The sequence below is a fragment of the Streptomyces sp. NPDC001668 genome (assembly GCF_042893155.1).
Lineage (GTDB): Bacteria > Actinomycetota > Actinomycetes > Streptomycetales > Streptomycetaceae > Streptomyces.
In genome coordinates this window covers 96898-109005 of the sequence record NZ_JBIAUQ010000022.1, presented here as the reverse complement: position 1 = coordinate 109005, position 12108 = coordinate 96898, and the positions used below count along the sequence as shown (strand labels likewise).

The window sequence follows — 12108 nt, the reverse complement described above, 5'->3', positions numbered from 1 at the left end:
GTGCCAGCCTGTGGTGAAAGTGGGACACGGAACGCTCCAGGCAGGCGGCACGAGAAGGACATGGCGGACAGAACAACCCAAGCCTCCATCCAAGGCGGAGACGGTGACGGCGGAGTGGACGGGATCAGAACGTTCCCCTTCCCCATCGAGCTGAGTGTGTGCGGTGTCGGTATGCAGATCGGCCCGATGGGAGTGGGCCGCACCTGGCACGCGGATGCCCCGCTGGAGCGCGTCCACCGCATCGACTTCCATGTCGTGATGCTCTTCGACGGCGGCCCCGTCCGCCACATGATCGACTTCGCCGAGTACGAGGCGACCGCGGGCGACCTGTTGTGGATCCGCCCGGGCCAGGTCCACCGCTTCTCGCCGACGAGCGAGTACCGCGGAACCGTGCTCACCATGCAACCGGGCTTCCTGCCGCGGGCGACGGTGGAGGCGACGGGGCTCTACCGCTACGACCTGCCGCCGCTGCTGCGGCCCTCCGACGCCCAGTTGACGGGCCTGCGCGCGGCTCTGGTCCAGTTGCAGCGGGAGTACGAGGACACCTCGACCCTGCCGCTGAGTCTGCACACCTCGGTCCTGCGGCACTCGTTGACGGCGTTCCTGCTGCGGCTGGCCCACCTCGCGGCGAGTTCGGCGGAGGCCGGGCGGCGCGCCGAGTCGACGTTCACCCTGTTCCGGGACGCGGTGGAGAAGGGCTTCGCCACGAACCACAGCGTCAGCGCGTACGCCGACGCGCTGGGATACTCCCGCCGGACCCTGGTGCGCGCCGTGCGTGCCGCCACGGGGGAGACGCCCAAGGGGTTCATCGACAAGCGGGTCGTGCTGGAGGCGAAGCGGCTGCTGGCCCACACGGACCTGCCGATCGGGCGGGTGGGGGCGGCGGTGGGGTTTCCCGACGCCGCGAACTTCTCCAAGTTCTTCCAGCAGCACACGGACATGACGCCGGCGGCGTTCCGGGCGGACCTTCGATAGGAGCGGGACCGGTTCACGAACCACCAACTCCGGCCGGAACGCGCCCACATGGCGCCCACTTGACTCCCGCTTTGCTGTGCATGACCTGTGCGTGGGGTGATCTTTGCCCGGCGTAGCCCACGGTTCGCCAGGGCTTCACGCGGACCCGGCCGAGGGCCCCTAGGGTTGCGGCGCCGCTCCCCCCGAACGTCCGTCACTCTGTCCGGAGGACAGTCATGGCCGCCGTCAAGGCACCGCAGCGCAACCGACGTTCCCTCTCCGCCCTCACCGGAGCCCTCGCCCTCACCGCCGCCTCGGTCGGCGTGTGGGCCGCGACCGCCTCCACCGCCGAGGCAGCCGCTCTCCCCACCCCCGACCACGTCGTGGTCGTGGTGCTGGAGAACCACGCCTACTCGCAGGTCATCGGCAGCTCCAGCGCCCCCTACCTCAACAACACCCTCAAGGCGGGAGGCGCCACCCTCACCCAGTCCTACGGCCTCACCCACCCCAGTGAGCCGAACTACTACATGCTCTTCTCCGGCTCCAACCAGGGCCGTACCGACGACAGTTGCGTCTCCGTCGGCTCCCTCTCCGCGCCGAACCTCGCCTCCGAGCTCATCGCCGCGGGCAAGACCTGGAAGAGCTACAACGAGTCACTGCCCAGCCAGGGTTCGACGACCTGCAGCAGCGGCAACTACGCCCAGAAGCACAACCCGTGGTTCGGCTTCTCCAACGTGCCGACGAACACCGCGATGACCTTCGCGCAGTTCCCGACCGACTACACGACCCTGCCGAAGGTCTCCTTCGTCGTCCCGAACCTGTGCAGCGACATGCACGACTGCTCGGTCTCCACGGGCGACACCTGGATCAAGAACAACCTGGGCGCCTACGCCACCTGGGCCACGACCCACAACAGCATCCTCGCCGTCACCTTCGACGAGGACAACAAGCTCTCCGGCAACCGCATCCCGACCCTCTTCTACGGCCAGCACGTCGCTCCCGGCAGCACCAGCTCCACCACCTACAACCACTACAACGTGCTGCGCACGCTGGAGGACCTGGCCGGTCTGAGCGCCCACGCGGGCAACGCCGCCTCCGCCTCCGACATCACCGGCATCTGGAACTGACGCCCGTGTACCTCGCGGACTCCCGGAGCACGGGTTCCCGCGGCACGAAGGCCGCCGTCGTCCCGGACACCCGTCCGGGGCGGCGGCCGGCCGCCGTGCCCGCCACCGTGCTGGCCCTGGGCACGGTCAGCCTGATCACGGACGTCTCCTCGGAGATGGTCACGGCCGTCCTGCCGCTGTACGTGGTCGCGGGCCTCGGCCTGTCACCGCTCGGCTTCGGCCTCCTCGACGGCCTCAACAACGGCGTCGGCGCCCTCGTCCGGCTGGCCGGCGGCCACCTCGCCGACCGGGGCGGCCGCCGCCACAAGGCCGTCGCGGGCCTCGGCTACGGCCTGTCGGCGCTGTGCAAGCCGCTGCTGCTGCTCGCCCACACCCTCCCCGTGCTCGGTGCCGTGCTCGCCGTCGACCGCACCGGCAAGGGACTGCGCACCGCCCCACGGGACGCGATGATCTCGCTGGCGACCGAACCCGCGCGCCGGGGACGGGCGTTCGGCGTCCACCGGGCCATGGACACCACCGGAGCGCTGCTCGGCCCGCTCGTCGCCTTCGCCGTCCTGCGGGCCACCGTCGACGGCTACGACGCGGTCTTCGCGGTCAGCGGCTGCGTCGCCGTGCTCGGGGTCCTGGTCCTTGTGCTCTTCGTGCCCGGCCACATCACCCCGGCGGGGGCCGCGCAACCGCCCGCCCCGGAACGGCCGTTGCTCCGGGACGCCCTCGGACTGCTGGTCCGGCCCGAACTGCGGCGGCTCACCCTCTGCGCGAGCCTCCTCGGCCTGACCACCGTCAGCGACTCCTTCCTCTACCTGCTGCTCCAGCGCGAAGGCGACCTGCCCGCACACCTGTTCCCGCTGCTGCCGCTGGGCACCGCCGCCTTCTTCCTGCTGCTCGCCGTGCCGCTCGGCGCGCTCGCCGACCGCGTCAGCCGCCGCCGGCTCTTCCTGGCGGGCCACGGAGTCCTGCTGCTCGGCTACGGCCTGGTGCTCTCCCCGTGGCACGGCGTCCCGGCCGTGATCGCCGTCCTTTTCCTGCACGGCACCTTCTACGCGGCCACCGACGGAGTCCTCGCGGCCGCCACCGCCGCGGTCGTCCCCGCCCGGCACCAGGGCGCGGGGCAGGCGCTGGTGGGCACCGGGCAGGCACTCGCCCGGTTCACCTGCTCGCTCGCCTTCGGCGCGGCCTGGAGCCTGTGGGGCGGTCGGACCGCGCTCGCGATCACCGCGGCCGCCCTGGCCGCCGGCGCCGTCGTGGCCGCGTTCGTCCTGCGCTCCACCGCAAGCATTGACGAGGTGCCCGCATGACCCGAACGACCCGTCTGGTGACCCTGCTCGTCGCCGTCGTGCTGCTCGGCGCGGTCGGTACCGGGTCGGTGCTGCACGCCGCCCACCGCTCGGGCCTGCGGGACGAGCAGCAGGCGAACGGTCCGGTCGTACGGGCCGGTACCGTCTCGCTGCGGCCGTCGGCCGAACGGCGCCTGCTGGTACGCAACCTGGCCTGGGGTCCGCACCGCGACGAGATCGCCACCGTCCCCGCCGACGATCCGCAGGGCCCGCGGACCGCGTCGGGCGTGAAATGCCTGCGCTTCCACGCGGCGGCAGGCACCGGCATCTGCCTCCAGGCCGTGCACGGCGCCCTGGAGGACACCTACCGCGCGGTGGTGCTCGACGCGCACCTGCGCGAACGGCACCGCTTCCCGGCCGCCGGCATCCCCACCCGGGCCCGGGTCTCGCCCTCCGGACACATGGTCGCCTGGACGGTGTTCGTCAGCGGGGACTCGTACGCCGGAACGAACTTCTCCACCCGCACGGCCATCGTCGACACCCGCACCTGGGCGATCGACGACAACCTGGAGACCTTCCGCGTCATCAAGGACGGCCGGACCTACCACGCCGCCGACACCAACATCTGGGGCGTCACCTTCGCCGACGACCACCGCTTCTACGCCACCCTGGCGACCGGCGGCCGGACGTACCTCGTACGGGGCGACGTCACCGCACGCACCCTGACCACCCTGCACCGCAACGTCGAATGCCCCTCCCTCTCCCCGGACGGCACGCGCGTCGCCTACAAGAAACGCGTCAAGGGCGCCTCGCCCGACGCCCCTTGGCGGCTGTACGTGCTCAACCTGAGCACCATGAAGGAGACCGCGACCGCCGAGACGCGCACCATCGACGACCAGGCCCTGTGGGCCGACGACGACACCCTCGTCTACGCGCTCCCCGGTGACTACGGCTCCGACCTGTGGACCGTCCCCGCCGACGGCACCGGCACGGCCCGCCGTCTGATGACCTCCGCGGTCGCCCCCGCCTACCTGGGGTGAGGCGGCGCTGCCCCGCGAGACCGCACAGGCGGCCTCGCGGGGCTCAACCAGCCCTTCAGTGGCCGAAGTTGAACCAGTTCACGTTCACGAAGTCGGCCGGCTGGCCGCTGGTGAAGGTCAGATAGACGTTGTGGGTGCCGGTGACGGCGCCGATGTTCGCCGGGACCGTTCTCCAGGACTGCCAGCCACCGGTGTTGGCGAGGGCGAAGCTGCCGATCGGAGTGGCGGTACGGCTGTCCAGGCGCACCTCGACCAGACCGCTGACCCCGCCCGCCGCGCCGCTCGCCACCCGGGCGACGAACTGGGTCGCGGGCGTGGAACCGAAGTTGACGTTCTGGTACAGCGCCCAGTCACCGTTGGCCAGGGAGGCGATGTTCTGGCCGCCGCCGGTGTCGGTCGTGGTCTCGGTGCCGACACCGCTCTGGCCGTTGTAGGACTCCGCCTGGATGGTGCCGTAGGCGTCCACGCCGCCCGTGGGTGGCGGCGTGGTACCGCTCCCACTCGCCGACAGGACCTGGACGTAGTCCACGACCATGGGCACGCCGGACTGGGTGCCGGAGTCGAGTCCGCCGCCGAACGCGTCGGGGAAGGCGCCGCCCATCGCCACGTTGAGGATGATGAAGTAACCGTGCTGGGTGGCGTTGGCCCAGGTCGTCGCGTCCACCTGGCTCGCGTTGACCGAGTGGTACTGGGTGCCGTCCACGAGGAACCGGATCGTCTCGGGGCTCACCGAGCGGTCCCACTCCATCGTGTAGGTGTGGAAGCCGGACTGGCAGGTCGAGCCGGGGCAGGCCACGTTGTTGCCGATACCGGTGGTCTCGTTGCAGGGTCCGCCCGGGTTGGTGCCGCAGTGCATCGTGGCCCACACCCGGTTCATGCCCTGGACGTTCTCCATGATGTCCAGCTCGCCGACGCCCGGCCAGTTCTGGTAGTTGCCGCGGTAGGGCGCGCCCAGCATCCAGAAGGCCGGCCAGTAGCCCTCGGCCGCGGTGCCGGTGACGTTGGGCATCTGGATGCGTGCCTCGACGCGCAGCTTGCCGCCGGAGGGGGGCTGGAAGTCGGTGCGGTTGGTCTCGATGCGGCCCGAGGTCCACCTGCCGGCGGAGTCGCGGAGCGGGGTGATGCGCAGGTTGCCGTTGCCGTCCAGCGCCACGTTGCTGGTGCTGTTGGTCATCGTCTCGACCTCGCCGGTACCCCAGTTGGCGGGGCCGCCGGGGTAGGAAGTACCGGTCGCGTACTGCCAGTTGGAGGTGGAGACACCCGTCCCGGCGGAGCCGTTGAAGTCGTCCAGGAAGACCTGGGACCAGCCCGTGGGAGGCGCGGGAGCGGAGGCGTCGGCGGGGAGGGTGGCGGCCGTCGCGAGGGCGGCGGCCAGGCCGAGGGTGCTGAGGACGGCGATGAGGGTCCGTCGCCGTCTGGGTATGCCGGAGGTTTCACTCATGGGGGTGCCTCTCGGGTACGGGGAGAAGTGAGCGCGGGTGCCTTCGAAAGCGCTCGGAGGTCTTGAGAGCGCTCTCAAAGTGGGCCCAATGTGCTCGCAGTCACTCCAGCCGTCAAGAGGTTGAGCCGTGAAAGTCCGTGCGCCCCAGGTGGGTTCACCCCTTGAAACCGGGAGAACCCACCCGGCCGCCGTCCGGCGCCGTCAGACGTTCGCCGACACGGACCGCTCGGGCGTGGCCTCCCGCAGCCCGAACCGGTCGTGCGCCTGGCGCAATGGCTTCGGCGCCCACCAGGCACGCCGGCCGAGCAGCGCCATGGTCGCCGGGACCAGCAGCATCCGTACGACCGTCGCGTCGATCAGCACCGCCAGGGTCAGGCCGAGACCGATCTGGAGGATGGGGGAGAACCCGCCCGTCATGAAGGCGCCGAACACGACCGCCAGGAGCAGCGCGGCGCAGGTGACGACCCGTCCGGAGCGGCGCAGCCCCGTCAAGACAGCCGCCCGGTCGTCCCCGGTCCGCCGCCGGGCCTCCCGCATCCGGGCCAGGATGAACAGCTCGTAGTCCATGGCGAGCCCGAAGGCGATCGACACGATCAGCGGCGGCGCGGTCAGGCTCAGCGCGCCCAGGCCCTCGCCGCCGAGCAGCCCGGCCCCGTGCCCGTCCTGGAAGACCCACACCACCACGCCGAGGGCCGCGCCCAGGCTGAGCAGGGTGGTCGCGATCGTGCGCAGCGGGATCAGTACCGAGCCGGTGAAGGCGAACAGCAGGACGAAGATGCCGGCCAGGACGGTCAGCGCCGCCCAGGGTGCCCGCTCGGCGAGCATCGCGCGGAAGTCGACCAGCCGGGCCGCGACCCCGGTCACCTCGACGGGCTCGTCGCCGCGCACGTCCCGTACCCGCTCGACCAGGTCGGTGGCCGCACCGCCGTCCACGGTGCCGGGCGGCTGGAGCTCCACGACGGTGTTGCCGCCCGGCAGCCGGCGGGACTCCGCGTTCGGGACCAGGGCGCGGATCCGGTCGGCGGTCTCGGTGCCGGTGCCGGGCTTGAGGACGACGACCACGGGGGAGACCCCGGTGCCCTTGGGGAAGTGCGCGTCGACGGTGTCGTACAGCTGCCGGGCCTCGGTGCCGGAGGGCAGCTGCCGGGCGTCGCCGATGGCGATCCTCATACCGGTCACCGGCAGGGCGAGGACCAGCAGCACCGGGACGACGGTGACCAGGACGGCGATCCGGCGGCGCTGCGCGAAGCGGGCGAGGCGGGCGAAGACCCGGCCCTCCTCGTCCTCGGAACGCGCCTTCGAGGGCCGGATCCGGCCGCCGAACTTCGTGAGCAGCGCGGGCAGCAGGGTCACCGCGGCCAGCATGTCGACCACCACGACGGCGGCGACGGCCAGACCCATGCTGCGCAGGAACACGCTCGGGAAGACCAGCAGTCCGGTCAGGCTGACGGCGACCGTGAGCCCGGAGAACAGGACGGTCCTCCCGGCCGCGTCGACCGTGCGGTGCACGGCTTCCACCAGGTCTTCGGTGGACTCGGTCTGCCGGCGTTCCTCGCGGAAGCGGACCAGCATCAACAGGGCGTAGTCGACGGCCAGTCCGAGGCCGAGCATGGTGGTGACCTGGATCGCGTACACCGAGATGTCGGTGACCTGGCTGAAGGCGAACAGTCCGAGGAACGCCCCCGCGATCCCGCTCACCGCGATCACCAGCGGCAGTGCGGCGGCGCGCAGTCCGCCGAACACCACGAGCAGCAGGGCGAGTACGACGGGCAGAGAGATCAACTCGGCGTTCTTCACGTCCTCCTGGGCGCGTTCACCGAGCTGCCGGCCGAGGAGTTCACCGCCGCTGACGTGGACCTCGGGCGCGTCGATCCGCTTGATCGTCTCGACGGCCGTGTCCGTCGCCGCCTCCTCCGCCTCGTCGCTCAGACCGCCCTCGAAGGTGACGGGGATGATCAGGGCCCGGCCGTCGCGGGCGGTGAGACCGGGCGTGGTGTACGGGTCCGGCACGTCGGCCACCCCGGCGATCCCGCGGACCTCGGCCACCGTCCGCTCGACCCGGGCGCGCAGGGCCGCGTCGGAGACCGGCTCGCCCGCGACGACCGCGGTGACGGACTCGCCGGTCGGGTCCACGCCGGACAGGTAGTCGTCGGCCAGGTCGGACTCGGTGCCCGGCACGTCGGGCACGTCGTCGGAGAGGTCGGCGAAGACGCCCGTCCCGAGGCCGAAGCCCAGCAGCAGGAAGGCGGCCCAGAGGCCGATGACGGTCAGCGGGCGGCGGGTCGCCGCCCGGGCGAGTGTGGAGAGCACGGGGGCCTCCCGGCGGGTTGGCGGTGGTTGCTGGCACCGTCAGAGTGCTGCCGCGGACGGGCTCACCGGATCGCCGGGGCGGGCGGTTTCAGGGCCTGGGCCGTACGGGTGAGACGGGGTGGCTCCTCACTCCCGCGGGGGAGGAATCTCCGGTACCGGTCGGGGAGTTGACCTGGCAGAGACCATCGAGGAGGCCGTATGTCCGAGGTACCACCCGCCGTCCGTGAACTCCGTCTCGTCGTCACGGCGGACGACTACGACGAGGCGCTGCGCTTCTACCGGGACGTCCTCGGGCTGCCCGAACGGGCCGCGTTCTCCTCGCCCGACGGGCGGGTCACCATCCTGGAGGCGGGGCGGGCGACACTGGAGCTCACCGATCCGAACCATGCCGCGTTCATCGACGAGGTGGAGGTGGGGCGCCGGGTCGCCGGGCACATCCGGGTCGCCTTCGAGGTCGACGACTCGGCCGCCACGACGGCGAAGCTGGCGCAGGCCGGGGCGGAGGTGGTCGCCGAGCCGACCCGCACCCCCTGGAACTCGCTGAACTCCCGCCTGGAGGCGCCCGGTTCGCTCCAGCTGACGCTCTTCACCGAGCTCGGGGACTGAAGGGTGCTCGTACCTGCCGCACGACTTCCCGCCGCACCACTGGTGCGGTGGCTGACGCTCCGTTGCCAGTCCCGACCCTACTGAGCTGTCGCCGCCGCGACTTGGCGGACTCAGCACCGGCGAACGATCACAGCCGATCCGTTGTGCAAGTCCGGGAGTTTCAGTCCCGGGCCGTTGGCAGGAGATCCGCGGCCGTGACGCGATGGAGGTGTATCAGCACGTCGAACCGGCGCCCGAGCGAGGTTTGGTAGGGGTCTTCCGGCCAGGCGTTCCCGATGGAGCGGGTCAGCCGCTTCGCCATCAGCCAGTCTCGCGTCGGCTCGGGCACGGCCCGCAGATCGACGTAGTAGTCCCGGCGCGAGACTCTCTCCAGCACCTCCTCACTGCTGCCCGCGCCCAGTGGCTTCACGGAGAAGCGACGGTAGGGCTCCTCCGGATCCGTCAGATCCATCGCGTTGAACGAGCCCTGCCCGAAGGTGTAACCGATGTTCACGTAATCGGCCCCGACCGTCTGGCGTAGGAACTCCCCCTGGGTCTTCGGATACTGCTCAGGGTTGTCGGACTCGTAGGAGACATGGCCGTTGTGGGCCGACAACAGCATCCGGTGGCCGGTGTGCCGCTGCCACCACACAGTGTTCTCCGCCATGATCTGGTCGCGGTAGAGCATGGCCCGAGCGATCTTCTCCGGGTCGGAGAAGTCGTAGTACGCGTAGAGGGTGCCGGTCTGGGAGATGGCCCTGGCGTGCTGGAGGACCCACTCGTACGCCTGCCGGTCCTCGTCCGGCCCCTGCGCCTGAAGCAGCTCGTAGGCGCGCCGCACATCCACGGCCGTCCGCTCGCGCTCGGCGATGGGCTTGGCCATGTTTTCGTTGACGGTCTCCTCCACGCTCCCCGTCGGCCGGAGCTCGCGGTAAAGGCGGCGGAACTCCGGCAGCAGCTCCGGGTGGTGCGCGGACACATAGTCCGTGACCGCGTCGAAGAGCTCAGGTCCCGCGTAACCGTTGTCCTCACCCATGAACTGCACGGGGTGGTCGGGGTGGCGAACGTTGTGGGCGCGCATCCACCTCAGCAGATCGAGGTACTCGCGGGTGTTCCATATCCGGTACGAGCTCTGGAACTCCTTGCGCATGAGCTTCTCCGGGTCGCCCTTCCCGTACAACACGTACTCGTTGAGGACCAGGCCGGTGGACCAGGGCGCCTCCAGCGCGAAGGTGGTGAAGCCCTGCTCCTCGACGAGGTACCGGAAGACGCGGTGCTTCATCGTGAAGAACTGCCGAGAGCTGTGCGTAGCCTCACCCAGGCCGACGATCTTCGCCGAGCCGATCATGCGGCCGAGCGGGCGCAGATCGCTGCCGGGGGCGCCGGCCTCCGTGGAACGCAGCGGCTCCGCGACGCGCGCCAGTTCGCGCACCGGATCGGTGGTGGTCATCGCGTTCGCGTGCGCCGGCCGGGCGGCGACCGTCAGCGTGCCGACCCCGAGCGTCAGCGCCAGCAGGAGCGGCAGTAACCGATGCGATCGATGTGATCTGTGAAATGCAGGCATGGATCAAGGCTGCCGATGGGCGGCACGCCTGGGGCAGCCTGCCACCTTCAGTTTTCCTCCTGGGGATAACCACAGGTCCGCGTGCTCAGGGATCGGCGGAGGCTCGCTGTTGTTGAACCAGTCGCCGCATTCCGCGGTGGCGAGTCCGACGTCGGCGAGGCCGTGCCAGGGTTTGCGGGGTTTGATCAACTCCGTTTTGTGCGGTGCCGATTGACCGGCGACGTGCGGCGCGTACCGCTCCGGGGAACGGACGGAGGCGTGGCGGGAGTGACCGCGTGACGTGGCGCGGTGTCTGCTCCGCAGAAGATCAGTCCTTCAGCGGAGAGCAGCGCGCCGATGCACGCGTGATCCATGTGGGCGTCATCGGCGACGTCGATGATCCCCCCGGAACCTGTGCCGGATCCCAAAGAAGGACGTCATGGCCAGTCAACGACCTAGCCCTGGCGTTCGGAGGTGGTGCCAGGCCCACCCCCGCAGGGGTGCTGGGCCGCTGGTGCGCTCAGGGGGCCGCTCATAGCGTCGGAACATGATGGATGCCACGAACGAACAACGAACGGGTACCACCAGGCGGACGGCGCTGCGCGGTCTGGGGCTCGCGGTGGGGGGCATGGCTCTGGCCGGCGGCCTCGGAGCCTCACGAGCGGTGGCGGAGCCACGTCGCGGGCCCACCACCTATGTGCTGGTGCACGGTACCCACAGCGCCGGCGCGTTCTGGATGCCGATCGCGCGGGAGCTGACGCTGCGCGGCCACCGCGTCGTCATGGTGGACCAGCCGGGGCATGGCGCGGAGGCTTTCGTCCCGGAGTCGTATCAGCGGCAGGACCTCAAAGCGATGGCGGTGGAGCCGTCCCCGCTGAAGGGACTCGGGCTGGACGAGTACGAGGCGCGCGTCACGGGCGTCGTGCGGCGCGTGGCGCGGAACGGCCCGGTGGTGCTGGTCGGGCACAGCCTGGGCGGCGTATCGGTCAGCCGTGTCGGCAACGCCGTCCCGCATCTGCTGCACCACATCTGCTACATGGCGGCCTTCTGCCCCAGCCGTGCCCTGCCCACAGCGGACGCCTGCACGGCGGCACCCGAGAACGCCAACGCCGTCAGCCCGGTCGAGCTGATGGTAGGTGACCTGGACGAGCTCGGGGTGCTGCGGCTGAACTTCCGGACCGGTGACAGCCGTGAACTGGCCCTCCTGAAGGAGATGATCTGCGCGGACCACCCCGACGCCGACTTCCGCCGGATACTGGCCGGCATGCAGACCGACGAGCCCATCACCGCTTATGCGGGCCGAGCGGTCGGCCGAGCTGACAGCTGGGGACGCATTCCCCGCACCTACCTGCGCTTCGGTAGGGACCGGACGATCGCCACCGCACTGCAGGACAGGATGGTCGCGGAGGCCGACGCACTCACACCCGGCAACCGCTTCCGCGTACATGACTTTCCCGAGGCGTCGCACATAGGCCCTCTGGATCCCGCCTCCGTCACAGAAGTCCTGGACACACTCGCGGCGTAGGCGCGGCTCGGTCGACCGTACCGCTCGATGAAGATCAACCACCGCAAGGTGTGAGCGGCTCACGGAACTTGTGCCAGACCCCGCTCAAGGGCGAGGAGGGGCCGCAGCCGCTGGATGACCCGGCACACCGTCAACGGCGAGACGGCGAGACGGCGAGACGGCGAACAGGGGCGCGAGCTGTCGCATGGTCAAGTTGGTGCGGTAGCAGACCGCCACCAGCAGCGCCCGATCTGCCAACGGCCGGCACCACGGCCGCCCGCCGCCAGGACCGTTGCCGCCCGTTCCCGCACCACCCGCAACAAGCAC

The 12108-nt window shown here is 70.6% G+C and carries 9 protein-coding genes and 1 pseudogene; 6 read left to right on the top strand and 4 right to left on the bottom strand.

What is annotated here, in order from left to right; genetic code table 11:
• The first annotated feature begins 60 nt into the window (after positions 1-60).
• From ACFYZ8_RS41865 to ACFYZ8_RS41850, 4 genes are all read left to right on the top strand, one after another.
• Positions 61-975 (top strand): AraC family transcriptional regulator, encoded by a 915-nt coding sequence (locus ACFYZ8_RS41865; protein ID WP_388532211.1) that lies wholly within the window; start codon positions 61-63, stop codon positions 973-975.
• 215 nt (positions 976-1190) lie between these two features.
• The gene (locus ACFYZ8_RS41860) at positions 1191-2081 is read left to right on the top strand and encodes an alkaline phosphatase family protein (RefSeq protein ID WP_388532213.1); all 891 of its coding nucleotides are present in this window, start codon (positions 1191-1193) and stop codon (positions 2079-2081) included.
• Positions 2082-2086: 5 nt separating this feature from the next.
• Positions 2087-3379 carry an MFS transporter gene (locus ACFYZ8_RS41855; RefSeq protein ID WP_388532215.1) on the top strand — a complete coding sequence of 431 codons (1293 nt, stop codon included), beginning with the start codon at positions 2087-2089 and terminating at the stop codon, positions 3377-3379.
• A complete protein-coding gene (locus ACFYZ8_RS41850; protein WP_359029779.1) occupies positions 3376-4398 on the top strand; it encodes a TolB-like translocation protein in 1023 nt (340 codons plus the stop codon). The genes ACFYZ8_RS41855 and ACFYZ8_RS41850 overlap by 4 nt, the downstream gene beginning before the upstream one ends.
• A 55-nt stretch (positions 4399-4453) precedes the next feature.
• Here ACFYZ8_RS41850 and ACFYZ8_RS41845 read toward each other — a convergent pair whose 3' ends face one another.
• Positions 4454-5839, bottom strand: a complete 1386-nt coding sequence (locus ACFYZ8_RS41845; RefSeq protein ID WP_359029780.1) for a glycoside hydrolase family 16 protein — start codon at positions 5837-5839, stop codon at positions 4454-4456.
• Positions 5840-6040: 201 nt separating this feature from the next.
• Positions 6041-8149: an MMPL family transporter gene (locus tag ACFYZ8_RS41840; RefSeq protein WP_388532217.1), complete on the bottom strand. Its 2109-nt coding sequence runs from the start codon at positions 8147-8149 to the stop codon at positions 6041-6043.
• A gap of 198 nt (positions 8150-8347) precedes the next feature.
• Between ACFYZ8_RS41840 and ACFYZ8_RS41835 the strand changes: the two genes are divergently transcribed.
• Positions 8348-8755 carry a VOC family protein gene (locus ACFYZ8_RS41835; protein WP_359029782.1) on the top strand — a complete coding sequence of 136 codons (408 nt, stop codon included), beginning with the start codon at positions 8348-8350 and terminating at the stop codon, positions 8753-8755.
• Between the two features lie 160 nt (positions 8756-8915).
• Here ACFYZ8_RS41835 and ACFYZ8_RS41830 read toward each other — a convergent pair whose 3' ends face one another.
• Positions 8916-10298, bottom strand: a complete 1383-nt coding sequence (locus tag ACFYZ8_RS41830; RefSeq protein WP_388532219.1) for an erythromycin esterase family protein — start codon at positions 10296-10298, stop codon at positions 8916-8918.
• 607 nt (positions 10299-10905) lie between these two features.
• Between ACFYZ8_RS41830 and ACFYZ8_RS41825 the strand changes: the two genes are divergently transcribed.
• A complete protein-coding gene (locus tag ACFYZ8_RS41825) occupies positions 10906-11802 on the top strand; it encodes an alpha/beta hydrolase (protein WP_388533703.1) in 897 nt (298 codons plus the stop codon).
• An 83-nt stretch (positions 11803-11885) separates the two neighbouring features.
• On the opposite strand, the pseudogene ACFYZ8_RS41820 reads toward ACFYZ8_RS41825, so the two are convergent.
• Positions 11886-12104: pseudogene (locus ACFYZ8_RS41820) on the bottom strand (transposase family protein); the annotation flags it as partial.
• Positions 12105-12108: the final 4 nt, after the last annotated feature.

Excerpts from the sequence above, each read along its gene's own strand:
- ACFYZ8_RS41865 (WP_388532211.1), top strand. The coding sequence starts at position 61 with ATGGCGGACAGAACAACCCAAGCCTCCATCCAAGGCGGAGACGGTGAC.
- ACFYZ8_RS41860 (WP_388532213.1), top strand. The coding sequence starts at position 1,191 with ATGGCCGCCGTCAAGGCACCGCAGCGCAACCGACGTTCCCTCTCCGCC.
- ACFYZ8_RS41850 (WP_359029779.1), top strand. The coding sequence starts at position 3,376 with ATGACCCGAACGACCCGTCTGGTGACCCTGCTCGTCGCCGTCGTGCTG.
- ACFYZ8_RS41845 (WP_359029780.1), bottom strand. The coding sequence starts at position 5,839 with ATGAGTGAAACCTCCGGCATACCCAGACGGCGACGGACCCTCATCGCC.
- ACFYZ8_RS41835 (WP_359029782.1), top strand. The coding sequence starts at position 8,348 with ATGTCCGAGGTACCACCCGCCGTCCGTGAACTCCGTCTCGTCGTCACG.
- ACFYZ8_RS41830 (WP_388532219.1), bottom strand. The coding sequence starts at position 10,298 with ATGCCTGCATTTCACAGATCACATCGATCGCATCGGTTACTGCCGCTC.
- ACFYZ8_RS41825 (WP_388533703.1), top strand. The coding sequence starts at position 10,906 with ATGGCTCTGGCCGGCGGCCTCGGAGCCTCACGAGCGGTGGCGGAGCCA.